Raw genomic sequence first — 24,165 nt, forward strand, 5'->3', positions numbered from 1 at the left:
TGGTGCCCGCGCCTACCAGGCGAACGCCTCCGGAGACGGCCCCGGACCCGGGAAGATCTCGTCCAGTCCGGCCAGCACCTCGTCCGAGAGCTCCAGCTCGACCGCTCGCAGGGCCGACGTCAGCTGCTCCGCGGTGCGCGGGCCGACGATCGGGCCGGTCACGCCGGGGCGGGTGAGCAGCCAGGCCAGGGCGGCCTCGCCGGGCTCCAGGCCGTGCTTGTCGAGCAGGTCCTCGTACGCCTGGATCCGCGCGCGTGCGGCCGGGTCGGCGAGGGTGGCGGCGGCCCGCCCGGAGGCGCGTCGGCCGCCCTCGACCTCCTTCTTGATCACGCCGCCCAGCAGGCCGCCGTGCAGCGGCGACCAGGGGATGACCCCGAGGCCGTAGTCCTGCGCGGCCGGGATGACCTCCATCTCGGCGCGGCGCTCGGCAAGGTTGTAGAGGCACTGCTCGCTGACCAGGCCGATGGTGCCGCCGCGGCGGGCGGCGATCTCGTTGGCCTGGGCGATCTTGTACCCGGGAAAGTTGGAGGAGCCGACGTACAGGATCTTGCCCTGCTGGACGAGGACGTCGATGGCCTGCCAGATCTCCTCGAAGGGCGTGGCCCGGTCGATGTGGTGGAACTGGTAGACGTCGATGTAGTCGGTCTGCAGCCGCTTCAGGCTGGCGTCCACGGCCCGGCGGATGTTGAGCGCGGAGAGCTTGTTGTGGTTGGGCCATGGCTCGTTGTCGTCCGGGGCCATGTTCCCGTACACCTTGGTGGCGAGGACGACCTTGTCGCGCCGGTCACCGCCCTTGGCGAACCAGTTTCCGATGATGCGTTCCGTACGGCCCTTGTTCTCGCCCCAGCCGTAGACGTTGGCGGTGTCGAAGAAGTTGATCCCCGCGTCCAGCGCCGCGTCCATGATCGCGTGACTGTCCGCTTCGTCCGTCTGCGGTCCGAAGTTCATCGTGCCGAGGACCAGTCGGCTGACCTTGAGTCCGGTGCGTCCGAGCTGCGTGTACTTCATGGGGGTCAAGCCAACGGCTTGGAGTTCGCTCTATGCAAGGAGTTACCGCGACCGCGCCGACGGCACCGGGTCCAGCCCGCCCCGCCGCCGCGCCCGCTCGGGCGTACAGCGCAACAGGCGGCCGAGGGTCAGCATGCCGCCGCGCAGTGCGCCATGGCGGTGCAGTGCCTTGATCGCGTACGTCGAGCAGGTGGGGGTGTAGGGGCAACGGGCGGGCAGCTTCGGGCTGATCTCGTAGCGGTAGCGCGCGACAGCAGAGTAGAGGGCGCGCGCGGCCGCACCCCGAGGCGTGGGGGCAGCCGGGTCGGCGACGCCGGGTGCGGCCCCGAACAGGGTCAACAACGCTGTTAGCGCGGCGATTTCACGGCAGGGTGCTGTGACGGTCGACCACCAGAGCCGGATGTCCAGGCAACCTTCCAGACATGTGCAGCAGCGGTTCGCGCGGCGGGGCTGCTCGTGAGGTTTACGTCGTGACATGGGGGAGGAAGGCGGTCCAGGCGGGGGAGGAGAGGGTGATGGTGGGGCCGGTGGGGTTCTTTGAGTCGCGGATGTGGATGGTGGTGGAGGTGGGGGCTATTTCGAGGCACTCGCCGCCCTGGTCACCGCTGTGACTCGACTTGGTCCAGGGGAGGGCGACTTCCAGGCATTCGCCCTCGCCCTCGCTGTCGCTGCTCTTGAACCAGATCAGGTCAGTGCTCATAGTTCGCTCGCCACCTGTTCGATCAGTTTCGCGGACTCTTCGGGGCTGAGGGCCTGAGCTCGCAGAATGCCATACCGTGCGAACAGGTCGCCCACGCCGGGTTGTTCGGTGACGAAGTAGCCACCGCTCGGTCCGTCGACGTAGGCGAGCTGCTTTCGCTCAGACGTCTCCAGAAGAATCATCGGGCCGTTCAGCCCGGCGTGGACCTCACGGTTGTGCGGCATGACCTGAATCTGAACGTTCCGTTGCTCGCCGACGTCCAGAATGCACGCCAACTGCTCCTTGAGGGCCGCCGTGCCGCCGAGGGGACGAGTCAGGGTGTGCTCTTCGAGTACGAACCCGACAGTCGGCGCGGGCTTGCGCCGGCCGATCGGCCTGCGGCCGACCCTTGACTCGGCTCGCGGAAGCACGGGGGAGAAGCGAGCGAGCGGCCCGGAAAGGCGGGTGGCCAGGCATGTTTGCGGGTCAGGCCCGTTGGGGGGTGAGCGGGGGCCGGCGGGCGCGTCGGCGGGGTGGCGGCACGCCGGGTGGGGGCGGCGGCTTGCGGCCGGTGGCCACGTCCACGGGCGGGCGTGGTGTACCGGCCGAGAGTGTGACACCTCCGGCAGATGTGTCACACCCGCGGATTCCCCCCTACCGGTGGGCGATCGCCGTACACCACGTCTGCGACACGGCCCGGCCGGTGGGTGGGGTGGGGTAGGGGTGCGGAGTGCGTCGGACCGGTAATTGGCCGCTTTGGCTCACCTTGGGGCGCGGAAAGCCCAGGTGGGGTGGGCTGTTGGTGGCGCAAAGCGGCCAATTGTGGGGCGGTTATCGTGTGATGGCCGCCAGGGTGAGGGATGCGGTGGCCAGGGTCAAGAAGGCGGCCGGGAACGCGATGTTGCAGTACACGCGGGCGCGGATGTGTGCGGCGATGGCGCCGACGAAGAAGAGGGTGAGTCCCAGGGCGGCGGCTATGCCGAGGGATCGGGCACCCAGGAGGCCGAGGAGGAGGCCGGCGGCTCCGGACGCCTTGAGCGCCGCGAGCCAGGGGATCCAGGATTCCGGGACGCCTACCTCGGCCGAGTTGGCGAGGACGAACCTGGCCCTCGAGAGGTCCGCGACGGCGATCCCGGCGTTGGCCGCGATCGTGATGAGGGTGATCAGTAGGTAGGCGGTGAACATGTGAACATGCGCCTTCCCTCTCGGTTGAGCATGTGGTGAGCGTGGGCGAGGCGCGACCCGATCGCTACGTCAAGCCTCACCGGAATGTGTCCTTGGCGTCCAATACCTGCGTCTATAACCTTTGGGTATGGATGTCGACACCCGGCTGCTGCGCTGCTTCGTCGCCGTGGCGGAGGAGGGGAGTCTGACGCGTGCGGCGGAGCGGTTGTTCGTGTCCCAGCCGGCGCTGACGAAGCAGATCAAGCAGCTGGAGGCTCGGGTCGGAGTGCCGCTGTTCACTCGGTCGAGGGCGGGAATGGCGCTCACCGAGCCGGGGCGGGTGCTGGCGGAGAGGGTGCCTGTGCTGTTGGCCGAGTGGGATCGGATACTGCGGGAGACGAAGGGCGCGGCCAGCCGGGCGGCGCGTGTGCTGCGGGTCGGTTTCCTGGCCAGCGCCGCCAACGAGGCGACCCAGCACATCGTCGCGGAGTTTTCCCGGCGCCGGCCGGGCTGGCGGGCCGACATGCGGCAGGCCGCCTGGTCGAATCCGTCCGCCGGGCTCGCCGACGGGGACGTCGACGCCGCCTTGGTGCGGCTGCCCTTCCCCGGCCAGGATGTGCTGCGGGTGGCGGTGCTGTTCACCGAGCCCCGGTGTGTCGTCCTGCCGACGGCGCATCCCTTCGCTGCGCGCGACGTGATTCCCTTCCGGGATCTGTGGGACGAGCCGTTCGTGGCAGCTCCGCCGGAAGCGGGGCGATGGCGGGAGTACTGGCTGGCCACCGAGGAACGTGAAGGCCGCCCCGTCCGCGTCGGCGCCGTCACCGACCAGCCCGACGAATGGCTCAGTGCGATCGCCAACGGCTACGGCATCGCCCTCGCCCCCGAATCCGCCGGGCGCTACTACGCCCGCCCCGGCATCACCTACCGCCCGGTCACCGGCGTCAGCCCCAGTCAGGTCGCCGTCGCCTGGGCCCCCGCCGACGACACCAACCCCGTCGTTCAGGACTTCGTCCGCTGCTGCCTGGACAGCAGACCCCGGTAAGCCTCCTCGCCCCCGCCCCGCACGCCGACCTGTGGCGGGCGATCGTCGCCGGGTGCGCGCGGGCACGCCGGGGCCGGCCAGTATCCCGCCCTCGGATCGCTCCAACGGCGGGCACTGGAACAGTGATTGGCAGATTTGTGCCACCCAGCGGGAGAAAAGCCCAGGTGGCGGAGCCGGCTGGTGGCACAGATCCTCCAATCACCTGCGGAGTGCGGGGGGGCGTGCCGAGTTCCTCGTGCGGCCGTGGGCGGTCAGGCGCCGTAGCTGTCGCCCATGCCCCACGCCTGGTGCATGGCGTCCGCGAACGTCGCCGCGATCTTGTGCTCGCCGTACGCGTTCGGGTGCGTGCCGTCGTAGGTGTCGAGGTGGATGTCGTACGACGGGGGAGGGGAGGCCAGGAGCAGGGGGGAGCGTGGCTCGTCCAGGTTCGCGATCGTCTTCGCCAGCAGTTCGTTGAAGCGGGTGACCTCGGCGGCGAACAACGCGTCCGACTCCGCCCGCACGTTCGGGATCACCGGGAGTACGACCATGCGGACCCCCGGGTTCGCCGACCGCGCCTGCCCCACAAACGCCCGTGCGTTCTCCGCCGTCTGCTCCGCGTTCGTATAGAAGCCCAGGTCGATCAGGCCGAGGGAGACCAGGAGGACGTCCGCGCGGCAGGATCGCACCGCCTCGCCGATCAGCGGTGCCATGTGCAGCCAGCCCTCGCCCCAGCCGGCCAGGTGGGAGCGGGGGAAGTCGGGGTCGGCGTACTCATACGAGGTGGGGGCGTCGGCGGCCTTGTCGTACAGCGTCTCGCGTGGGCCGACGAGGGCGAAGGGGCCGCCGTACGTCGTGCGCAGGTGCTGCCACATTCGGTAGCGCCAGGTGTGTTCGCCCGCGCTGCCGATGGTCATGGAGTCGCCTACGGGCATGAACCTGAGCATCCGCTCATGATGGATGATCGGCGGGGCCGGTGGGGTGTGAGGCCTGCCACGCCCCCAGAACAGGCGTGCGGGGTGGCAGGCTTGGGGCATGCGCCGATCCTTCGCCGTTCTCGCCGCTGCCCTGCTCACGGGCGCGCTCGCCGTGCCGTCCGCCTCCGCCGCCGACGGGGACGGGGGGTTCACGATCAAGGACCCGCGTATCACCGAGTCCAGCGGGCTGGCTGCATCGCGTCAGCACCCCGGCATCTACTGGACCCACAACGACAGCGACGACGGGGCCTATCTGTACGCCGTGGACAGCTCGACCGGCGAGACCGTCGCCACCCTCACCCTGACCGGCGTCGGCACGCCCCGGGACGTCGAGGCCGTCTCCATCGGCCCCGGCAACCAGATCTACGTCGGCGACATCGGCGACAACCTCGGCGGCACCTGGGACCACGTCTGGATCTACCAGCTGCCCGAGCCCAAGGAGCTCCAGGACCGGACCGTGCGGGCCACGCAGTACGTCGTGAAGTACTCCGACGGCGCCCGCGACGCCGAGTCGCTCGTCGTGCATCCGAAGACCGGGCGGGTCTACATCATCGACAAGAAGGAGGAGGGCGGGCACCTGTACGAGGGGCCGGCGAAGCTGTCCTCCTCCGGAACGAACGTCTTCGAGCCCATCGCCGCCGTCCCCGAACTGGAGGCCACCGACGCCGCGCTGTCCCCGGACGGCGAACAACTCGCCGTACGCAGCTACTTCGGCGGTATCGCGTACGACTGGAACGGCGGGCAGATCAAGCGGACCGGGCGGCTCAGCGTGCCGTTCCTGGGACAGGGGGAGTCCGTCACCTACTCCGCCGACGGGGCGAAGCTCATGTACGGCAGTGAGGGGGCGGGGAGTTCGGTGGAGCCGGAGGATGTGCCCGGCGGGTCCTCCGAGTCCAAGTCGCCGTCCGACAAGGGGAGTTCGAGCGCTGGTGGCGAGGGTGAGGGCGGGGGCTTCTCGGCCCGGACCGGGGTGCTCGCGGTGGCCGTCGCCTGTGCCGTCCTGCTCGGCTTTCGGCTGCTGCGGCGCAAGGGCTAACTCGTAGCGCCACCCCGCTGTGCGACCAGCACCTCCAGGCCGTCGAGGAGGCGTTGCAGGCCGAACTCGAAGTGGTCGAAGTCGGCGCTCCAGGTGTCGTCCGCGAGGGAGGCCATGATCGGGTAGCGGCCGGTGGCCATGACCTTCTCCAGTACGGGCACCTGTGCCTGCCAGAACTCGGCGTCCGTCAGGCCCGACCGGTGCTCGGCCTCCTCCTGGTACACCTGGGTGCGCGCGGCGCCGACGACGTACGAGTCGACCATGATGATCGCCGAGACCAGCTCCGGGTCGGTCAGGCCCATGGGCTTGATGCGGGAGAGGACCTTCTCCATGCCGTCGAGGGCGCTGGGGCCGAGGATCGGGCGGGCCTGGTTGACGTGGAGCAGCCAGGGGTGGCGGCGGTAGAGGGCGAGGGTGGCGCGGCCCAGGGCCTCCAGTGCGGAACGCCAGGTGCCGTCGCCGAGGTCGGCGGGGTTCTCGGAGGGGCGCTGGACGCGGTCCAGCATCAGGTCGAGCAGCTCGGCCTTGCCGGGGACGTAGCGGTACAGCGACATCGCGCCGGTGCCGAGTTCGGCGGCGATACGGCGCATGGACACGGCGTCCAGGCCGTCCGTGTCCGCCACCCGGACGGCTGCCTCCACGATCCGGTCCAGGGTCAGCCCCGGTTTCGGGCCGCGACTCGGCCGTCGGCCGGTGTTCCACAGGAGTTCGAGGGTGCGGACGATATCGCCGCTGCCGCTGGTCTCCGTGGCGCCGGTGCGCCCGCCGGTGCCGCTCTTGCCGCTCGTCATGACCTCAGCTTATGTCCCGGAAGAAAAACTGAGTACGTCGTACGCGAAATCGGGTACGGTGTACTCGGTTGGTGCGGGTATCGGAAGGGACAACCATGGACGGATACGCGGTCCGGGCCGAGGGCCTGGAGAAGCGCTACGGCGAGAAACGCGCCCTCGACGGCTTCGACCTGGCCGTGCGCGAGGGCATCGTGCACGGACTGCTCGGGCCGAACGGCGCCGGCAAGACCACCGCCGTACGCATCCTCTCCACGCTCGTCCGGCTGGACGGCGGGCGCGCGACGGTGGCCGGACTCGACGTGGCCCGGCAGTCGCGCGAGGTGCGGGCGAGGATCGGGCTCACCGGGCAGTACGCGGCGGTGGACGAGGTGCTCACCGGGCGGCAGAACCTGGAGATGTTCGGCCGGCTGTTCCACCTCGGCGGCAAGCGGGCCCGGGCGCGCGCCACCGAGCTGCTGGAGCAGTTCGACCTGACCGACGCCGCCGGCAAGGGCGTCGGCGGCTACAGCGGCGGCATGCGGCGCCGCCTCGACCTCGCCGCCTCGATGATCCTGGCCCCGGCGGTCCTCTTCCTCGACGAGCCGACGACGGGGCTGGATCCCCGCAGCCGCGGTGAGGTCTGGGAGTCGGTGCGGGCGCTGGTGGCGAGTGGGACGACGGTGCTGCTGACGACGCAGTACCTGGAGGAGGCCGACAAGCTCGCCTCGCACATCACCGTCATCGACCAGGGGCGGGCCATCGCCGACGACACGCCGGACGGGCTGAAGAACCGGGTCGGCGGCGACCGTATCGAGGTCGTGGTCGCCGAGCGGTCCGAGATCCCCCGGGTGGTGAAGGTGGTCGCCCGGGTCTCGGACGGTGAACCCGAGGCCGACGAGACCGAGTTGAGGGTGCACGCACCGGTCACCGACCGGGTGTCCGCGCTGACGGACGTGGCCCGCACGCTCCAGGACGAGGGTGTCCGGGTCGAGGACATCGGGCTGCGCAGGCCCAGCCTCGACGACGTGTTCCTGCGCCTGACCGGACACCGCACCGAGAAGGAGGCCGCCGCATGAGCGCCGTGGACCTGACCGGCCCGGCCACCCGCGGGCGTACGTACTGGCTGCTCGCCGACTGCTGGAACATCGTCCGGCGCGGCCTGACCCACTACCAGCGCCAGCCTGTCAACATCGCCTGGCAGCTGGGCTTTCCGATCCTGTCCGTACTGCTGTACGGCTATGTCTTCGGCAGTGCGATGAAGGTGCCCGGCGGCGGGGACTACCAGGACTTCCTGATGCCGGGCATGTTCGTGATGACCATGGCGTTCGGCTTCATCAACACCGCCACGGTCGTGGTGTACGACTCCACCAAGGGCGTCATCGACCGGTTCCGCTCGATGCCGATGGCCTCCTCCGCGGTGGTCGCCGGGCGCGGGGTGACCGATCTGCTCGTGGCCTGCGCCGAGTTGGGGATCATGATGCTGACGGCGCTGGCCATGGGCTGGCGGCCGGACGGCGGGTGGGGCTTCCTCGCCGCGTTCGGGCTGCTGCTGTGGCTGAGGTTCGCGCTCATCTGGATCGGGGTGTGGCTCGGGCTGCTCGTGCCCAACCCGGAGGCGGCGGGCGGACTGTTCGCGGTGGCCTTCCCGCTGACGATGATCTCCAGCATCTTCGTCGCGCCCCAGCTGATGCCCGACTGGCTGGGCTGGGTGGCGGCCTGGAACCCGATCTCGTCGACGGCCGCGGCCACGCGCGAGCTGTTCGGCACGCCGATCGGCGGCGGCGACTCCTGGGTCGAGCAGAACGCGCTGCTGATGGCGGGGGTGTGGCCGGTGATCCTGACGGTGATCTTCCTGCCGCTGGCCGTCCGGCGGTTCCAGAAGCTCAGCCGCTGACGACTCAACGATGAAGGGCGCCCGGAGAGTTCCGGGCGCCCCTCGTCGTCGTACGGGAAGCCGCTACAGCTTCTCGATCACGTAGTCGATGCACTTCGTCAGTGCGTCGATGTCCGCCGGCTCGACCGCCGGGAACATCGCGACGCGGAGCTGGTTGCGGCCGAGCTTGCGGTAGGGCTCGGTGTCGACGATGCCGTTGGCACGCAGGACCTTGGCGACGGCCGCCGCGTCCACCTCGTCGGTGAAGTCGATCGTGCCGATGACCTGGGAGCGCTTGGCCGGGTCGGTGACGAACGGGTTGGCGTACTTGATGTCCTCGGCCCAGCCGTACAGCGTGCGGGCGGAGGTGGCCGTACGGCGCACCGCCCAGTCGAGGCCGCCCTGGCCGTTGATCCACTCCAGCTGCTGGTTCAGCAGGAAGAGGGTGGCGAGGGCCGGGGTGTTGTACGTCTGGTTCTTGCGGGAGTTGTCGATCGCCGTGGGGAGCGAGAAGAACTCCGGGATGTGGCGGCCGGACGCGTGAACGCGCTCGGCACGCTCGATCGCCGCCGGGGAGAAGACGCCGATCCACAGGCCGCCGTCGGAGGCGAACGACTTCTGCGGGGCGAAGTAGTAGACGTCCGTCTCGGCGATGTCGACCGGGAGGCCGCCGGCGCCGGAGGTGGCGTCCACCAGGACCAGGGCGCCCTCGTCGGCACCGGTCACGCGCTTGATCGGCATCGCGACGCCGGTCGACGTCTCGTTGTGCGTGAAGGCGTACACGTCGACGCCCGCCTCGGCGGCCGGCTCGGGGTGCGTGCCGGGGTCGGAGGAGATGACCGTGGGCTCGGCGAGCCAGGGGGCGAGCTTCGCGGCCTTGGCGAACTTGGAGGAGAACTCGCCGAAGTTGAGGTGCTGCGACTTGTTCTCGATCAGGCCGTGGGTCGCAATGTCCCAGAACGCGGTGGAGCCGCCGTTGCCGAGGATGACCTCGTAGCCCTCGGGGAGCTGGAACAGCTCGCGGATGCCCTCGCGTACCTTGCCGACCAGGTTCTTGACCGGGGCCTGGCGGTGGGACGTGCCGAGCAGGGAGCTACCGGTTGCGGCGAGTGCGTCCAGCGCCTCCACCCGCACCTTGGAGGGACCCGCGCCGAAACGGCCATCCGCGGGCTTGATCTCGTCAGGAATCTGGATATCAGCCACGAGCCGGAGGGTATCTCCTCGGCGAAACCGGACGGAAACGTGTCCGTTCGATGAGACGACACTCTCCGGCCATTGGACTTGTGCGGATAGCGGATATACGAGGTTGGGACCGCAGATCTTCGCGGGCCTGGTTCGGTGACGCGACCAGCCGACGCTGAGCTGTGGCGTGGGGTCGCACGTCGTGCCGACCGGGGATCTCAGCAGGCCCGGCCGGGGATCTTGGCGGGCCCCGGCCGGGGTTTTTCGGGGTCCCTCGACCGGGGATCTCCGCGGGCCCCAGCCGGGGGCCTTCGCGGGCCCCAGTCGGGTTTGTGGCGGTCCCTCGACCGGGGAGCTTGGTGGGCCCTCATCTGGGGTTTTCACGGGTCGCCGACCGGGGACCTTCGCGGCTCCCCGACCGACAACCTTCCCGGGCCGCCACGTCCTACGAGGTCAGCCGCACCGGTAGCTCGAAGAGGTCGTTCTGGGTCAGCACCGGCTTGTTGCGTAGCTCCGCCCGCGGGACCGCCAGGTCGAGGGCCGGGAAGCGGGCGTACAGCGCGGGCAGTGCCACCCCGGCCTCCAGGCGGGACAGGGCCGCGCCGGGGCACACGTGCGGGCCGTGGCCGAAGGAGATGTGCCGGTTCTTTGTTTCCCGGGTGATGTCGAAGGCGCCCGCGGTCGGGCCGTGCGCCTTCTCGTCGCGGCCGATAGCGCCGTACGACACGATCAGCGCGTCGCCCGCCGGGATGACCTTGTCGCCGACCGGGACGTCCTCCGTCGCGAAGCGGATCAGGACGTGGGAGGTGGGGGTGGAGTGGCGCAGGGTCTCCTCGATCACCGCCGACCAGTCCGCTTCGCCGGCCAGGACCAGCTCCCGCTGCTCGGGGTGCGTCGAGAGGTTGACCACCGCGTTGACGATCAGCGAGATCGTCGTCTCGTGGCCCGCCGCCACCATCAGCTGGAGCGTGGAGACGATCTCCTCGTCGGTGAGGTGGTCGCCGTTCTCGGAGGCCTGGATGAGGGCGGAGGTGAGGTCGTCGCCGGGGGTGGCGCGCTTGGCCGCCACCGTGTCCGCCATGATCCCCGCCAGCTCGGTGAGCGTCGCGATGACCTCGTTCGGCGGGGTCTGCGTCGAGAAGAACTTCTCGAACAGTTCCTTCAGACGCGGCAGCCGGGATTCCTCGATGCCCATCAGGTCCGCGATGACGTACATGGGCAGCGGGTACGCGAACTCCGCCTTGAGGTCGACCACGCGGCCGTCCGTGGGCAGCCGGTCCAGCAGCCCCTCCGTCAGCTTCGTGATCCGGTCGCGCATCTCCTCCACCCGCCGCGGCGTCAACGCCTGCGCGACGAGGGTGCGTAACCGCCGGTGGTCGGCACCGTCCACGGTGAGCATGGAGCGGCCCGGGTTGGCGAGGCCGATCAGCGGCCAGTCGGGGGCGATCTCGCCCCGCTGCCAGGCGCCCCAGACGTTGATGTCCTTCACCAACCGGGGATCGGTCAACAACTGCCTGGCCTCGGCGTGGTGGGTGACCGCCCACACGGGAACGCCGCCGGGCAGCACCACGGCGGCGAGCGGGCCGGCCTCCCTTAACCGGGCGCTTTCGGCGTCCAGGTCGGAGACAAAGGGGTCCAGGGTTATGGGAGGTCTGTCGGTAGTGGTCATGCGGAAGGGCTTCCAATCGAAGGGGTGGGCGTAAACCTCACCGGCAGTGCCGTCAGTCCCCGCAGCCACGGCGACGGACGCCGCGTCAACGCCTCGGCGGGTACGGCGAGGTCGATGTCCGGCAGCCGGTCCAGCACGACCTCGATGGCCGTCCGCGCGACCGTCTCCGCCACCTCCTGCGCCGGGAATGGGCAGCGGTGCTCGCCGTGCCCGAAGGAGAAGTGCGCGTTGTTGCCGCCGGTCAGCACGGAGCCGTCGATGCGCACCTGGGGGTCGCTGTTGGCGCCCTGGAGGCCGAGCAGCAGCATGTCGCCGGCGCGGATGTGATGGCCGCCGAGGCGGGTGTCGCGAGAGGCCCAGCGGCCCGCCACGTTCTGCGTGGGCGCGTCCTCCCACAGAACTTCGTTCATGGCCTCGGCGACGCTGTGGCGCCCGCCGAAGAGGGAGGCGGCGAAGCGTTCGTCGGTCAGCATCAGCCGCAGCGAGTTGCCGATCCAGTCCGCGGTCGGCTGGTGGCCGGCGGCCATCATCACCATGAGGTCCTGGGTGACCTCCTCGTCCGTGAAGCCGCTCTCGTCGGCGAGCATCCGCGAGACGACGTCGTCCGCGGGGTTCGCCTTGCGGTCGGCCAGCAGAGCGGTCATGGACGTGACCAGATGCATCTGGCCCGGGATCGCCCCTTCCCCTCCGTCGATCATGTCGTTGAGGGCGCTGACCAGACCCGGGCCCTGCTCGTCCGCGAAGCCGTACAGGACCGCCAGGACGCGCACGGGCAGCAGCATCGCGTAGTCCGCGATGAGGTCCGCCTCGCCCTTGCCGCACACCGCGTCGAGCAGCTCGTCCGCGAACCGCTCGACGTGGCCGCGCAGTTCGAACGGGTCCGTGGCCTCCAGCGCATTACTGATCATCGCGACGCGTTCGCGGTGGCGTTCGCCGACGGTGTAGAGGATCGACGGCTGCTTGCGGCCGATCATGGGCAGCAGCGGCCAGTCGGCGGGGATGTTGTCCCACTGGTTCCACAGGTCGGAGTCCCGGCTGAACAGCACCGGATCGCCGGTCACCTGGTGCAGCTCGCGGTAGCCGAGCACGAGCCACGCCGGTACGTCGCCGTCGAGGACGACCGGTGCCACGGCACCGTGGTCGCGCCGCATCTCCCGGTACAGCGCGGTGGGTTCGGTCTGGAACCGGGGCCCGCTCAGGGGCACGGGGGCGGTGGTCACACCAGCTCCTGTTCGGCTATGGGGGCGTGGGCGGCGTAGAGGTGCTGCAGGTGTTCGACCAGCGCGATCAGGACCTGCTTGCCGGACTCGCGGGAGCGCGCGTCGCAGTCGATCAGCGGGATCTGCGGGTCGAGGTCGAGGGCCGCGCGGATCTCGTCGTGCGTGTGCGGGGGGCCGCCGAAGTCGTTGCAGGCCACGATGAACGGCATGCCGTGGCGCTCCAGGCGGTCGATGGCGTACCACGAGTCGTCGATGCGCCGGGTGTCGAGGAGGACGACCGCGCCGAGCGTGCCGGAGAAGAGCCGTTCCCACAGGAACCAGAACCGCTCCTGGCCGGGCGCGCCGAACAGATACAGCACGTTGCGGTCGTCCAGCGAGATGCGGCCGAAGTCGAAGGCGACGGTCGTCGCGGACTTCTCCCCGACTCCGGTCACGTCGTCGACCGTCTCGCCGGCCTGGGTCATCGTCTCCTCGGTGCTGAGCGGACGGATCTCGCTCACCGAGTGGACCAGGGTCGTCTTGCCGACGCCGAAGCCGCCGACGATCACGATCTTCAGTCCGTTGTCGGCCTGGGCACCCAGCGGAGTGCGGGTGTCCGAGGTCTTTCCGTCAGAGGTTGCGGAGTCCAACGAGCACCTGCTCCAGGATGTCGGGATCGGGAAGTGCGGCGATACGGGGGTGGCGGGCGCTGACGCGGCCCGCCGCGAGGAGGTCGGACAACAGGATGCGCGTGATGCTCACCGGCAGCCGCAGCTCGGCGGCGATCTCCACGACCGCCGTCGGCCGTTCGCACATCCGCAGGATCGCGGCGTGCTCCGACTGCATGCCCGGCACCGGGTCGCACTCGGCGACCACGAGCGTCACCAGGTCGAACCGGTCCGCCGAGTCGGACCGGCTGCGCCCTCCCGTGAGGGTGTACAGCCGGTCCGGCGCGTCGTCCCTGCCGGGGCGGCTCATGACGTACGGGGCTGCGCGGTCAGGTACTCGCCGAGCTGCTCCACGAGTTCGCTCATGTTGTGCCCGACGAGCCCCGCGTCCGCGTCCTCGGCGGTGACCAGGGCGAGGTGCGCGCCTTCGCCCGCCTCGACGATGAACAGGACCCCGCCGTAGAACTCGGCCATCGCCGAGCGCACGCCTCCGCTGCCGTCGCCGAACTCGATGGACGCGCCGTGGGAGAGCGACTGGATGCCGGCGGCGATGGCGGCGAGCTGGTCCGCCTGGTCGACCGAGAGCTCCGGGGTACGGCACAGCTTCAGCCCGTCCCGGGACAGCACGAGCGCATGCCGGGCCCCCGGGGTGCGCTCCAGCAGGCCCTGGATGAGCCAGGTCAGCTTCTCGTCGGCGGTGGTGGTGCCGGTCATGGGGTGGTGTTGCCTTCCGGGTACGAGGGGGTGGCTGCCGCTTCGAGTGCGGCGGGGTCGGGGAGCGGCTCCGGTGCGGTGGGATCGGGTGCGGGCTCGGGCGTTTCTCGTACGAGAGGCCCGCTTGCCGTGTCGGGTGCCTGTGTGTCACGTAGGCGGCTGCCGGGCTCCGGCTCCGGCTCCGGTGCCGCCTCCCGTACGGCTTCCGGTTCCGCGGTTGTGCCCTGGACCGCGGCCTGGTCCGGCATCGTGCCGCGGACCGCCTGGCGGAAACTGCTGAAGCGGACGCCCCGTGCCATGGTGTCGTCGGGGAGGCGCGGCTCGCGCTCGGCGTGGGCGGCGGCGTGGGCACGCTCGGCCGCGGCGAGCGTGTGCCCGCGGCGGCGCCGGGGTAGTCCGGCGGTGTCCGGCCCGGGGGAGTCATGGGTGGGCGACTCGTGCGTGGGCACCGGGTCCGGGTCGAGGTCCTGCGGGGCCCGGGCGGCGGCGTACGACGGCTGGTGCTCGGCGGCGGCGTCGGTGACCTGGTCCGGTGCGCGATCCGCGGGGGCCGGGAGTACCGGCTGGGACAGGATGTCCTGCGGAATCAGCATCAGCACGCCGGTACCGCCGCGCGCGGAGGGCCGGAAGGACACCTTCAGGCCGTGCTTGCGGGCGAGCCGGCCGACGACCGCGAGGCCGAGCCGGGTGCCGGTGAGCCCGTCCAGCTCGCCGATGTCGCCGGACACGGCCCGCTCGGCGCGGCGCAGCTGCACGTCACCCATGACCAGGCCCGAGTCCTCCACGGAGACGATGACCCCGGAGGGCACCTCCTCGACGTAGACGTGGACCTCGGCGGTCGGCGGGGAGAAGTTGGCAGCGTTGTCGAGGAGTTCGGCGAGCGCGTGCATCACGCCCTCGGCGGCGTGCCCGGCCACCGCGGTGTCGCTGGAGGAGTGGACACGGACGCGCTGATAGCCACTGATGCGGCCCATCGCGCCGCGCAGGATCGACTCCATGACGATGGGGCGCGCCCAGCGGCGGCCGGAGCGGGCGCCCGCGAGGACGGCGACGGAGTCGGCGAGGCGGCCCGCCTGCGCGGTGCGGTGGTCGAGGTGGAGCAGGTCGGCGAGGACGTCCTCGTCCGCGTGCTTGTCCTCCATCGCACGCAGGTCGGCGAGCATGCCGGTGGCCAGGGCCTGCATGCGGCCGGCGACGTTGGCGGTGACGGAGAGGGCCGCGTCCCGCGCGTTCGTGGCCTGGCGCAGGCGGTGGGCGAGACGGGTCCGCTCCACGGTGAGCCGGGCGATGTCGGCGGTGAGCGTGGCCCGCTCCTCGGCGAACTCCTCGTTGAGGGCCGTCCGTTCCTGGGCGAACTCGTTGGTGAGCCGGGCCCGCTCCCGCGCGAACTCCTCGGCGAGCCGGGCCCGCTCCCGCTCGAACTCGTCGCTCTGCCGTACGCGTTCCTCGATGAATCCGTCCGTCAGCCGGCCCCGCTCCCGCGCGAACTCCTCGGCGAGCCGGGCGCGCTCCTGGAGCACTCGGCTCGCCTCCAGCGTCACGGCGTCCAGTTGGCGGCGCGCCAGCCGCGCCGATCCGGTGCCGTGCAAGGCGAGGGCGACCGCCGCGGACAACAGCAGGGCTCCGGCAGCGCCGCCCCAGGCGAGGGGGGCGCGGACCGCCGACGGCGCCACCAGGACCGCGGCGGCGACGGCGAGGCCCGCCAGCACGGCGGTGGCCAGTGCGGCGGGTGCGGCGGCGCGGAGGGTGGGGCGTTCGCCTGACGGTATGGGGGCGGTCATGAATCGTTTCCTCGGTCGGCCTCGGTCGTGTCCAGGGGCTGTGGCGCGTAGGGCCGGAGGGCGAGCAGCGACCCCAGATGCTCAATCGGCGTAACTATAGGAGAGTCCCTGATCGGAATGAGCCACCCCCCGGCGCGAAATCCCATCGTCCGACTGTCGTATGTGAGGTTTCGGCACGCTTTGGGCCGGTCACTGTCAGTGGTCGGAGGCATCCTGGGAAACATGACGGATCGTGGGGAGCGGCAGCCCGCGGCGGTGGACGTGGACGCCGCCGCGCTGCGGGCGGAACTGGACGCGGCGGTGCGCGGCGCGGTCGACTTCGGTACGACGGCGCGCGCGCTGCACACCATGGACGCGTCCAACTACCGACGAGTGCCGCTCGGCGTGGTGGCTCCCCGGGACGCGGACGACGTGGCGGCGACGCTGAGCGTGTGCCGTGCGCACGGCGTGCCGGTCGTCGCCCGTGGTGGCGGCACCTCAATTGCCGGGCAGGCGACGGGCACAGGCGTGGTGCTCGACTTCACCCGGTACATGAACGGGATCGTGTCCCTGGACTCCGAGGCGCGCACGGCCGTGGTGCAGCCGGGCCTGGTCCTGGACCGCCTCCAGGAGGCCGCCGCCCCGCACGGCCTGCGCTTCGGCCCCGACCCCTCCACCCATGCCCGCTGCACGCTGGGCGGAATGATCGGCAACAACGCGTGCGGCTCCCACTCGGTGGCCTGGGGCACCACGGCGGACAGCGTCCGCGCGCTGTCGGTGCTCACCGCGCGGGGCGACGCGCTGACCCTGGGCCCGGACTGGCAGGGCGCCCCCGAGGGCCTGCGGGACTTGGTGGAGGGCGAGTTGGCACTCCTGCGGACGGGGTTCCCGTCCCTGCCGCGCCGCATCTCCGGGTACGCGCTGGACGCGCTGCTCCCGGAGAAGGGTGCGGACGTGGCCCGCTCCTTCTGCGGCTCCGAGGGCACCTTGGGCGTCCTGACGGAGGCGGCCGTACGCCTGGTCGAGGCACCCCGCGCGCGTGCGCTCGCCGTGCTGGCGTACGCGGACGAGAGCGCGGCGGCCCAGGCCGCGGCCGGACTGCTGCCGTACGGCCCGCTGACCGTGGAGGGCATGGCCGCCGACCTCATACCGCCGTCGGCGGGGCTGCCACGCGGCGGCGCCTGGCTGTTCGTGGAGGCGGGCGGCGCGAGCAAGACGGAGGCACGCGCACATGCGGAGGCGATCGTCCGGGCGGCGGACGTGACCGACGCCGTGGTGGTCACCGACCCGGCCGGACAGCGCGCCCTGTGGCGGCTGCGCGAGGACGCGAGCGGCACGGCGACCCGGATGCCGGGGGGCACCTCCCGGACGGGACCGGGGGGAGGCACGGAAGCATGGCCGGGCTGGGAGGACTGCGCGGTGCCGCCCGCCCGACTCGGCGACTACCTACGGGACTTCAGGCGCCTGCTCGCCGACCACGGCCTGCGCGGCACGCCGTACGGCCACTTCGGGGACGGCTGCATCCACGTCCGCATCGACTTCGACCTGCTGACGGAGGCCGGCATCGTCCGCTTCCGCCGCTTCTCGCACGAGCTGGCCGAACTGGTCGTCTCGCACGGCGGCTCGCTGTCCGGGGAGCACGGCGACGGCCAGGCACGGGCGGAACTGCTGCCGAAGATGTACGGACCGGAGCTGGTCGCCCTCTTCGCCCGTGCCAAGGACATCTGGGACCCGGACGACCTGCTCAACCCCGGAATGCTGGTCCGGCCGGCCCGGCTGGACGAGAACCTCCGGTTCGCGGTGCTGCCGCGCAAGCCGGTGGAGGTCGCCTTCGGCTACCCGACGGACGGCGGCGACTTCTCCGCGGCGGTACGACGGTGCGTGGGCGTCGCCAAGTGCCGTACGACGACGGTGTCCGGCGCGGACGTGATGTGCCCGTCGTTCCGGGCGACGGGCGAGGAGGAGCACTCCACGCGCGGGCGGGCCCGGCTGCTGCACGAGATGCTGGCGGGCGAGGTGATCACCGACGGGTGGCGCTCGGAGGAGGTCAGGGACGCACTGGACCTGTGCCTGTCCTGCAAGGGCTGCCGCACGGACTGCCCGGTCGGCGTCGACATGGCCACGTACAAGGCGGAGTTCCTGCACCACCACTACGCGGGGCGACGCAGACCGGCCGCGCACTACACGATGGGGTGGCTTCCGGTGTGGCTGCGGGCGGTCGCGCGTACCCGCACCGCGCCGCTGGTCAACGCCCTGGCATCGGTCGGGCTGTTGGCGGCGCTGGGCAAGCGGGTCGGCGGGATCGCGCCGGAGCGGGAGATTCCGCGGCTCGCCGGGGAGACGTTCAGCCGGTGGTGGAGACGGGAGTCCGGTGCGCGGGCCCGTGGCGGCCCCCGGGTCGTCCTGTGGCCGGACACCTTCACGGAGCACCTCTCGCCGTCCGTCGGCAGGGCGGCCGTACGGGTGCTGGAGGCGGCGGGGCTGACAGTGGCCCTACCGCCGACGGCACGCAGGAGGGCCGGGCAGGACCGAAGTGCGCTCACTCTGCTGACCGCCCGCCGCGGCCGGGTCTGCTGCGGCCTGACATACGTCTCCACGGGCCAGCTCGACCGCGCCCGCACGGTGATGCGCCGCACGCTGGACCTGATGGCACCGGTGCTGGAAGCCGGTGCGCCGGTCGTCGTCCTGGAGCCGAGCTGTGCGGCCGCGCTCCGCACGGACCTGCCGGAGCTGCTGCACGACGACCCGCGCGCCCGCCGCCTGGCCGACCGCGTCCTGACCTTCGCGGAGGCCCTCGAGCGACTCGCCCCCGGCTGGAGGCCGCCCCCGGTCGACCGTGCGGCGGTGGGGCAGACCCACTGCCATCAGCACGCGGTACTGGGGGACGCGGCCGACCGCCGACTGCGTGAGGCTGCGGGGCTCTCCGGGGGACTGAGCGGCGGCTGCTGTGGCCTTGCGGGCAACTTCGGTTTCGAGAAAGGGCACTTCGAGGTGTCGGTGGCGTGCGCGGAGGAGCAGTTGCTGCCGGCGGTGCGGGGCGCGGCGGCGGAGGCGGCGGTGTTGGCGGACGGGTTCTCCTGCCGGACGCAGCTGGAGCAGCTGGCCGGGGTGCGGGGGCGGCATCTGGCCGAGGTGTTGGCGGAGGCGTTGGAGGCGTCCGGGCCCTGACTCCGGGACAGTCGCATCATGGGTTCACACACCTGACGTAGTCCACTACCCTGGACTCGTCAGTACATCGTGATGAACGAACCTCGAGCCGAGCCCTGGATCGCCTGTGAGTACCCCCGACGCCACCACCACGTCTTCGCCCACCCCTACTCGGACCGCACCCGCGTCGAAGAACGGCACCGCACGCCGCTGGGGCTCACTCGGTCCCGTCGGACTGGTGCTCGCCGGTGGGGTCTCGGTGCAGTTCGGCGGCGCCCTGGCGGTCACCCTGGTGCCGCGGGCCGGTGCGCTCGGCGTGGTGGCGCTCCGGCTGCTGGTGGCGGCGGTGGTCCTGCTGCTGGTCTGCCGTCCGCGCCTGCGTGGTCACTCCCGTACCGACTGGGGCACGGTGATCGTCTTCGGCATCACGATGGCCGCGATGAACGGCCTCTTCTATCAGTCCGTCGCCCGCATCCCGCTGGGCCCGGCGGTCACGCTGGAGGTCCTCGGCCCCCTCGCCCTGTCCGTCCTGGCGTCACGCCGGGCGCTCAACCTGGTGTGGGCCGGGCTGGCCCTCGCCGGTGTCGTCCTGCTCAGCGGCGGCGGTTTCGGCGACCTCGACCCGGTGGGGGTGGTGTTCGCGCTGGGCGCGGGCGCTATGTGGGCGGCGTACATCGTCTTCAGCGCCCGCACGGGTCGCCGCTTCCCCCAGGCCGACGGACTCGCTCTGGCGATGGCGGTGGGGGCCCTGCTGTTCCTGCCGCTGGGCATCGCCGAGTCCGGGATGAAACTCGTCGACCCGGTGACGCTCGGCCTGGGTGCGTCGGTGGCGCTTCTCTCCTCCGTCCTCCCCTACACCCTCGAACTCCTCGCGCTGCGCCGCCTGCCCGCCCCCACCTTCGCCATCATGATGAGCCTGGAACCGGCCCTCGCGGCGACGGCCGGCTTCCTCGTCCTCGACCAGGCCCTCTCCGTCATGGAGGCCGCCGCGATCGCGCTTGTCGTCGCGGCGAGCATGGGGGCGGTGCGGACGCAGACGCGACAGTTGAGGGGCAAGGTCGCCTCTTGACGGTTCGGGCCGCTGCGGCACCCATCAGTGCCGGGCTGCCCCGCCCCCCGCCCGAGCGCTTCCGCGCAACCCGGCCATATTTTCATGCAAGCACGCTTGATTGTTTCTGGCGTCACTGCCATGCTCCCCACACCGCGCCGCACACCGCCGTGCCCTAGGGAGCGCCCGTGTCCGATCCGACGCCCGTGTTCGACGATCTGCGCGAGGAGAGCGAGGAACTCGACGCGCTCGTGGCCGAGTTGACGCCCGAGCAGTGGAGGCTCCCGACCCCCGCCTCCCGTTGGAGCGTCGCCCACCAGATCGCCCACCTCGCCTGGACCGACCGGCAGGCCCTGCTGGCCGTCACGGACGCCGACGGCTTCCGGGCGGTCGCGCAGAAGGCGCTCGCCGCGCCGGACACGTTCGTCGACGACGGCGCGGACGACGGCGCCCACCTCCCGCCCGCCGAGCTGTTGTCGAGGTGGCGGGAGGGTCGTACCGCCCTCGACAAGGCCCTGCGCGCCGCCCCGCCCGGCGCCCGCTTCCCCTGGTACGGCCCACCCATGTCCGCCGCCTCCATGGCCACGGGCCGCATCATGGAGACCTGGGCCCACGGCCAGGACGTGGCGGACGCCCTGGGTGTGGTGCGCACCCCCACGGACCGGCTGAGGCATGTGGTCCGCATCGGGGTACGGGCCCGCGACTTCGCCTTCGGCGTGCACGGTCTCACGGCGCCCGCCGAGGAGTTCCGCGTCGAACTCCGCAGCCCCTCCGGTGACCTGTGGGCATACGGCTCCGAGGACGCCGCCCAGCGTGTCACCGGCCCCGCCCTCGACTTCTGCCTGCTGGTCACCCAGCGCGCCCACCGCACCGACCTGGCCCTACGCGCCGAAGGCTCGGACGCCGACCGCTGGCTGGACATCGCCCAGGCCTTCGCGGGCCCGCCCGGCACCGGCCGCCCACCCAAGGGAGCCGCCGGATGACCCTCCGCATCGGCAACGCCTCCGGCTTCTACGGCGACCGCTTCGACGCCATGCGCGAGATGCTCACCGGCGGCGAACTGGACGTCCTGACCGGCGACTACCTCGCCGAGCTGACCATGCTGATCCTGGGCCGCGACCGGCTGAAGGACCCGGGCGCCGGATACGCCCGTACTTTCCTGCGGCAGCTGGAGGAGTGCCTCGGGCTCGCGCACGAGCGGGGAGTCCGGATCGTCACCAACGCCGGCGGCCTCAACCCCGCCGGACTCGCCGACAAGGTACGGGAGTTGGCCGACCGCCTCGGCATCCCCGTACGCGTCGCGCACGTCGAGGGCGACGACCTCACCGCCCGGCACCCCGGAAGCCTCGCCGCCCACGCCTACCTCGGCGGTTTCGGCATCGCGGCCTGCCTGCGCGAGGGCGCCGACATCGTGGTGACCGGGCGGGTGACGGACGCCGCCATGGTCACCGGGCCCGCCACCGCCCACTTCGGCTGGCAGCCGGGGGAGTACGACCGGCTCGCGGGCGCCGTCGTCGCCGGGCATGTTCTGGAGTGCGGCACGCAGGCCACCGGCGGGAACTACTCCTTCTTCCGCGACGGCGACGCCCACCGGCCCGGGTTCCCCCTCGCCGAGATCCACCCCGACGGCACCGCCGTCATCACCAAGCACCCCGGCACCGGCGGTTTCGTCGACGTCGGTACGGTGACCGCCCAGCTCCTGTACGAGACCGGCGGCGCCCGGTACGCGGGGCCCGACGTCACCGCCCGGCTGGACACCGTACGGCTGACGCAGGACGGACCGGACCGCGTCCGCATCGAGGGTGTCCGTGGCGAGGCCCCGCCGCCGACCCTCAAGGTCGGCCTCAACCGGCTCGGCGGCTTCCGCAACGAGGTCACCTTCGTGCTGACCGGCCTCGACATCGACGCCAAGGCCGCGCTCGTGCGGCAGCAGATGGCGGACGCCCTCGCCAAGTCCCCGCCCGCCGAGGTGCGGTGGAACCTCGTACGCACCGACCGGCCCGACGCCGACACCGAGGAGACCGCGAGCGCCCTGCTCCGGCTCGTCGTACGGGACCCCGACCAGGAGACCGTCGGCCGGGCCCTGAGCGGGGCCGCCGTCGAGCTGGCGCTGGCCAGTTACCCCGGCTTCCATGTGCTGGCGCCACCTGGAAAGGGCTCGACTTATGGGGTCTTCGAGGATGTCTACGTCCCCCATGGTGCCGTCGACCATGTGGCCGTCCTCCACGACGGACGCCGTCTACCTGCGGCTCCCGCCGCCGAGACCCTCGTACTCGAAGACGTGCCCGAACCGCCCCTGCCGGAGCCCCTGCCACCAGGCCCGACCCGCCGCGCCCCCCTCGGCCTGGTCGTCGGCGCCCGCAGCGGCGACAAGGGCGGGAACGCCAACGTGGGGGTGTGGGCCCGTACGGACGAGGCCTGGCGGTGGCTCGCGCACGAGCTGACGGTGGACCGCTTCCGCGAGCTGATCCCCGAGAGCCGCACCCTGCCGGTCACGCGGCACAGCCTGGCCAACCTGCGCGCCCTCAACTTCGTCGTCGAGGGCATCCTCGGCGCCGGCGTCGCCGCCCAGCACCGCTTCGACCCGCAGGCCAAGGCCCTCGGCGAATGGCTGCGCTCCCGCCACCTGGACATCCCGGAGGCCCTCCTGTGACCGTCCTGTCCTCCGCCCTGGACACCACCAGCGCCGACTACCGGGCCAACCGCGACGCGATGCTCGCCAAGCTCGCCGACCTCGACGCCGAACACACCAAGGCCCTCGCGGGCGGCGGTGAGAAGTACGTCGAACGGCACCGGCGGCGCGGCAAGCTCCTCGCCCGTGAGCGCATCGAGCTGCTCCTCGACCCCGACACGCCGTTCCTGGAACTGTCGCCGCTGGCCGCGTGGGGCAGTGAGTACACCGTGGGCGCCTCGCTCGTCACCGGCATCGGGGTCGTCGAGGGCGTCGAGTGCCTGATCACCGCCAACGACCCGACCGTGCGCGGTGGCGCCAGCAACCCCTGGAGCCTGAAGAAGGCCCTGCGCGCCAACGACATCGCCCTCGCCAACCGGCTGCCCTGCATCAGCCTGGTCGAGTCCGGCGGCGCCGACCTGCCCTCACAAAAGGAGATCTTCATCCCGGGTGGCGCCATCTTCCGCGACCTCACCCGCCTCTCGGCCGCCGGAATCCCCACCGTCGCCGTGGTCTTCGGTAACTCGACCGCGGGCGGCGCATACATCCCCGGCATGTCCGACCACGTGATCATGGTCAAGGAACGCGCGAAGGTGTTCCTCGGCGGCCCGCCACTGGTGAAGATGGCCACCGGCGAGGAGAGCGACGACGAGTCCCTCGGCGGAGCCGACATGCACGCGCGCGTGTCGGGCCTCGCGGACTACTTCGCCGTCGACGAGCAGGACGCGCTCCGCCAGACCCGGCGCGTGGTCGCCCGCCTCAACCACCGCAAGGCGTACGACGATCCGGGCCCGGCCGCACCCCCCAAGTACGACGAGGACGAGCTCCTCGGCATCGTCCCCGGCGACCTGAAGACCCCCTTCGACCCACGCGAGGTGATCGCCCGGATCGTCGACGCCTCCGACTTCGACGAGTTCAAGCCGCGCTACGGCACCAGCCTGGCCACCGGCTGGGCGACCCTGCACGGCTATCCCATAGGCGTGCTGGCCAACGCCCAAGGGGTCCTGTTCAGCGAGGAGTCCCAGAAAGCCGCCCAGTTCATCCAGCTCGCCAACCAGCGCGACATCCCCCTGCTCTTCCTGCACAACACCACCGGCTACATGGTCGGCAGCCAGTACGAGCAGGGCGGCATCATCAAACACGGCGCGATGATGATCAACGCGGTGAGCAATTCGAAGGTCCCCCACCTCTCCGTCCTCATGGGCGCGTCCTACGGCGCCGGCCACTACGGCATGTGCGGACGCGCCTACGACCCCCGCTTCCTCTTCGCCTGGCCCAGCGCCAAGTCCGCCGTCATGGGCCCGCAGCAGCTCGCCGGCGTGCTCTCGATCGTGGCCCGCCAGTCGGCCGCCGCGAAGGGGCAGCCGTACGACGAGGAGGGCGACGCCGCGCTGAGGGCCATGGTCGAGCAGCAGATCGAGTCCGAGTCCCTGCCCATGTTCCTGTCCGGCCGCCTCTACGACGACGGCGTCATCGACCCCCGCGACACCCGCACCGTCCTCGGCCTGTGCCTGTCCGCCATCCACACGGCGCCCTACGAGGGCGTACGCGGCGGCTTCGGCGTCTTCCGGATGTGAGG

Annotated in this window: 23 protein-coding genes; 9 read left to right on the plus strand and 14 right to left on the minus strand. The window is 71.4% G+C overall.

What is annotated here, in order from left to right; genetic code table 11:
• Window positions 1-12 precede the first annotated feature (12 nt).
• The 5 genes from ACKTSN_RS25955 to ACKTSN_RS25975 form a co-directional block, all read right to left on the minus strand.
• Window positions 13-1,008, minus strand: coding sequence for an aldo/keto reductase (locus ACKTSN_RS25955; protein WP_409471305.1), 996 nt, complete (start codon window positions 1,006-1,008; stop codon window positions 13-15).
• A 42-nt stretch (window positions 1,009-1,050) separates the two neighbouring features.
• Complete coding sequence (gene yidD / locus ACKTSN_RS25960; RefSeq protein WP_409471306.1) at window positions 1,051-1,347, minus strand: membrane protein insertion efficiency factor YidD; 297 nt, start codon at window positions 1,345-1,347, stop codon at window positions 1,051-1,053.
• 124 nt (window positions 1,348-1,471) lie between these two features.
• Entirely contained in the window at window positions 1,472-1,708 is a 237-nt protein-coding gene (locus ACKTSN_RS25965; RefSeq protein WP_409471307.1) for a DUF397 domain-containing protein, read from the minus strand.
• On the minus strand, window positions 1,705-2,325 hold the full coding sequence (locus ACKTSN_RS25970; RefSeq protein ID WP_409471308.1) for a DUF5753 domain-containing protein: 621 nt from the start codon (window positions 2,323-2,325) through the stop codon (window positions 1,705-1,707). The genes ACKTSN_RS25965 and ACKTSN_RS25970 overlap by 4 nt, the downstream gene beginning before the upstream one ends.
• 193 nt (window positions 2,326-2,518) lie before the next feature.
• The gene (locus ACKTSN_RS25975; protein WP_409471309.1) at window positions 2,519-2,872 is read right to left on the minus strand and encodes a DoxX family protein; all 354 of its coding nucleotides are present in this window, start codon (window positions 2,870-2,872) and stop codon (window positions 2,519-2,521) included.
• Window positions 2,873-2,999: 127 nt separating this feature from the next.
• Here ACKTSN_RS25975 and ACKTSN_RS25980 point away from each other — a divergent pair, with 127 nt between their 5' ends.
• Complete coding sequence (locus tag ACKTSN_RS25980; protein WP_409471310.1) at window positions 3,000-3,893, plus strand: LysR family transcriptional regulator; 894 nt, start codon at window positions 3,000-3,002, stop codon at window positions 3,891-3,893.
• A gap of 251 nt (window positions 3,894-4,144) precedes the next feature.
• On the opposite strand, the gene ACKTSN_RS25985 is transcribed toward ACKTSN_RS25980, so the two are convergent.
• On the minus strand, window positions 4,145-4,819 hold the full coding sequence (locus tag ACKTSN_RS25985) for an SGNH/GDSL hydrolase family protein (RefSeq protein ID WP_409471311.1): 675 nt from the start codon (window positions 4,817-4,819) through the stop codon (window positions 4,145-4,147).
• 88 nt (window positions 4,820-4,907) lie between these two features.
• Between ACKTSN_RS25985 and ACKTSN_RS25990 the strand changes: the two genes are divergently transcribed.
• On the plus strand, window positions 4,908-5,885 hold the full coding sequence (locus ACKTSN_RS25990) for a WD40 repeat domain-containing protein (protein ID WP_409471312.1): 978 nt from the start codon (window positions 4,908-4,910) through the stop codon (window positions 5,883-5,885).
• Here ACKTSN_RS25990 and ACKTSN_RS25995 read toward each other — a convergent pair.
• A complete protein-coding gene (locus ACKTSN_RS25995; RefSeq protein ID WP_409471313.1) occupies window positions 5,882-6,676 on the minus strand; it encodes a TetR/AcrR family transcriptional regulator in 795 nt (264 codons plus the stop codon). The genes ACKTSN_RS25990 and ACKTSN_RS25995 overlap by 4 nt on opposite strands.
• A gap of 95 nt (window positions 6,677-6,771) precedes the next feature.
• Here ACKTSN_RS25995 and ACKTSN_RS26000 point away from each other — a divergent pair, with 95 nt between their 5' ends.
• Together ACKTSN_RS26000 and ACKTSN_RS26005 are read left to right on the plus strand one after the other, a co-directional pair.
• Window positions 6,772-7,731, plus strand: a complete 960-nt coding sequence (locus tag ACKTSN_RS26000) for an ATP-binding cassette domain-containing protein (RefSeq protein ID WP_409471314.1) — start codon at window positions 6,772-6,774, stop codon at window positions 7,729-7,731.
• Window positions 7,728-8,549, plus strand: a complete 822-nt coding sequence (locus ACKTSN_RS26005; protein WP_409471315.1) for an ABC transporter permease — start codon at window positions 7,728-7,730, stop codon at window positions 8,547-8,549. The genes ACKTSN_RS26000 and ACKTSN_RS26005 overlap by 4 nt, the downstream gene beginning before the upstream one ends.
• A 63-nt stretch (window positions 8,550-8,612) precedes the next feature.
• On the opposite strand, the gene serC is transcribed toward ACKTSN_RS26005, so the two are convergent.
• The 7 genes from serC to ACKTSN_RS26040 form a co-directional block, all read right to left on the minus strand.
• Complete coding sequence (serC, locus tag ACKTSN_RS26010; RefSeq protein ID WP_409471316.1) at window positions 8,613-9,731, minus strand: phosphoserine transaminase; 1,119 nt, start codon at window positions 9,729-9,731, stop codon at window positions 8,613-8,615.
• Between the two features lie 424 nt (window positions 9,732-10,155).
• Window positions 10,156-11,379, minus strand: coding sequence for a cytochrome P450 family protein (locus tag ACKTSN_RS26015; protein ID WP_409471317.1), 1,224 nt, complete (start codon window positions 11,377-11,379; stop codon window positions 10,156-10,158).
• Entirely contained in the window at window positions 11,376-12,599 is a 1,224-nt protein-coding gene (locus tag ACKTSN_RS26020; protein WP_409471318.1) for a cytochrome P450, read from the minus strand. Before ACKTSN_RS26020 ends, ACKTSN_RS26015 begins: the two co-directional genes overlap by 4 nt.
• A complete protein-coding gene (locus ACKTSN_RS26025) occupies window positions 12,596-13,228 on the minus strand; it encodes a GTP-binding protein (protein WP_409471319.1) in 633 nt (210 codons plus the stop codon). Before ACKTSN_RS26025 ends, ACKTSN_RS26020 begins: the two co-directional genes overlap by 4 nt.
• Entirely contained in the window at window positions 13,209-13,556 is a 348-nt protein-coding gene (locus tag ACKTSN_RS26030) for a DUF742 domain-containing protein (protein ID WP_409471320.1), read from the minus strand. The genes ACKTSN_RS26025 and ACKTSN_RS26030 overlap by 20 nt, the downstream gene beginning before the upstream one ends.
• Entirely contained in the window at window positions 13,553-13,960 is a 408-nt protein-coding gene (locus ACKTSN_RS26035) for a roadblock/LC7 domain-containing protein (protein WP_409471321.1), read from the minus strand. Before ACKTSN_RS26035 ends, ACKTSN_RS26030 begins: the two co-directional genes overlap by 4 nt.
• A complete protein-coding gene (locus ACKTSN_RS26040) occupies window positions 13,957-15,741 on the minus strand; it encodes an ATP-binding protein (protein WP_409471322.1) in 1,785 nt (594 codons plus the stop codon). Before ACKTSN_RS26040 ends, ACKTSN_RS26035 begins: the two co-directional genes overlap by 4 nt.
• A 222-nt stretch (window positions 15,742-15,963) precedes the next feature.
• Here ACKTSN_RS26040 and ACKTSN_RS26045 point away from each other — a divergent pair, with 222 nt between their 5' ends.
• The 5 genes from ACKTSN_RS26045 (at window position 15,964) to ACKTSN_RS26065 (ending at window position 24,163) form a co-directional block, all read left to right on the plus strand.
• On the plus strand, window positions 15,964-18,888 hold the full coding sequence (locus ACKTSN_RS26045) for an FAD-binding and (Fe-S)-binding domain-containing protein (protein ID WP_409471323.1): 2,925 nt from the start codon (window positions 15,964-15,966) through the stop codon (window positions 18,886-18,888).
• Between the two features lie 106 nt (window positions 18,889-18,994).
• The gene (locus tag ACKTSN_RS26050; protein WP_409471324.1) at window positions 18,995-19,936 is read left to right on the plus strand and encodes an EamA family transporter; all 942 of its coding nucleotides are present in this window, start codon (window positions 18,995-18,997) and stop codon (window positions 19,934-19,936) included.
• Window positions 19,937-20,103: 167 nt separating this feature from the next.
• Entirely contained in the window at window positions 20,104-20,898 is a 795-nt protein-coding gene (locus ACKTSN_RS26055) for a TIGR03084 family metal-binding protein (RefSeq protein ID WP_409471325.1), read from the plus strand.
• Complete coding sequence (locus ACKTSN_RS26060) at window positions 20,895-22,568, plus strand: acyclic terpene utilization AtuA family protein (protein WP_409471326.1); 1,674 nt, start codon at window positions 20,895-20,897, stop codon at window positions 22,566-22,568. Before ACKTSN_RS26055 ends, ACKTSN_RS26060 begins: the two co-directional genes overlap by 4 nt.
• On the plus strand, window positions 22,565-24,163 hold the full coding sequence (locus ACKTSN_RS26065; protein WP_409471327.1) for an acyl-CoA carboxylase subunit beta: 1,599 nt from the start codon (window positions 22,565-22,567) through the stop codon (window positions 24,161-24,163). Before ACKTSN_RS26060 ends, ACKTSN_RS26065 begins: the two co-directional genes overlap by 4 nt.
• Window positions 24,164-24,165 lie beyond the last annotated feature (2 nt).

This window comes from Streptomyces flavusporus, from assembly GCF_046267975.1.
Classification (GTDB): Bacteria; Actinomycetota; Actinomycetes; order Streptomycetales; family Streptomycetaceae; genus Streptomyces; species Streptomyces flavusporus.

What these genes read in the sequence shown, in the direction of transcription:
- ACKTSN_RS25955 (WP_409471305.1), bottom strand. Translation starts at nt 1,008, where the DNA reads ATGAAGTACACGCAGCTCGGACGCACCGGACTCAAGGTCAGCCGACTG.
- ACKTSN_RS25965 (WP_409471307.1), bottom strand. Translation starts at nt 1,708, where the DNA reads ATGAGCACTGACCTGATCTGGTTCAAGAGCAGCGACAGCGAGGGCGAG.
- ACKTSN_RS25975 (WP_409471309.1), bottom strand. Translation starts at nt 2,872, where the DNA reads ATGTTCACCGCCTACCTACTGATCACCCTCATCACGATCGCGGCCAAC.
- ACKTSN_RS25980 (WP_409471310.1), top strand. Translation starts at nt 3,000, where the DNA reads ATGGATGTCGACACCCGGCTGCTGCGCTGCTTCGTCGCCGTGGCGGAG.
- ACKTSN_RS25985 (WP_409471311.1), bottom strand. Translation starts at nt 4,819, where the DNA reads ATGCTCAGGTTCATGCCCGTAGGCGACTCCATGACCATCGGCAGCGCG.
- ACKTSN_RS25990 (WP_409471312.1), top strand. Translation starts at nt 4,908, where the DNA reads ATGCGCCGATCCTTCGCCGTTCTCGCCGCTGCCCTGCTCACGGGCGCG.
- ACKTSN_RS25995 (WP_409471313.1), bottom strand. Translation starts at nt 6,676, where the DNA reads ATGACGAGCGGCAAGAGCGGCACCGGCGGGCGCACCGGCGCCACGGAG.
- ACKTSN_RS26000 (WP_409471314.1), top strand. Translation starts at nt 6,772, where the DNA reads ATGGACGGATACGCGGTCCGGGCCGAGGGCCTGGAGAAGCGCTACGGC.
- ACKTSN_RS26005 (WP_409471315.1), top strand. Translation starts at nt 7,728, where the DNA reads ATGAGCGCCGTGGACCTGACCGGCCCGGCCACCCGCGGGCGTACGTAC.
- ACKTSN_RS26015 (WP_409471317.1), bottom strand. Translation starts at nt 11,379, where the DNA reads ATGACCACTACCGACAGACCTCCCATAACCCTGGACCCCTTTGTCTCC.
- ACKTSN_RS26030 (WP_409471320.1), bottom strand. Translation starts at nt 13,556, where the DNA reads ATGAGCCGCCCCGGCAGGGACGACGCGCCGGACCGGCTGTACACCCTC.
- ACKTSN_RS26035 (WP_409471321.1), bottom strand. Translation starts at nt 13,960, where the DNA reads ATGACCGGCACCACCACCGCCGACGAGAAGCTGACCTGGCTCATCCAG.
- ACKTSN_RS26040 (WP_409471322.1), bottom strand. Translation starts at nt 15,741, where the DNA reads ATGACCGCCCCCATACCGTCAGGCGAACGCCCCACCCTCCGCGCCGCC.
- ACKTSN_RS26045 (WP_409471323.1), top strand. Translation starts at nt 15,964, where the DNA reads ATGACGGATCGTGGGGAGCGGCAGCCCGCGGCGGTGGACGTGGACGCC.
- ACKTSN_RS26060 (WP_409471326.1), top strand. Translation starts at nt 20,895, where the DNA reads ATGACCCTCCGCATCGGCAACGCCTCCGGCTTCTACGGCGACCGCTTC.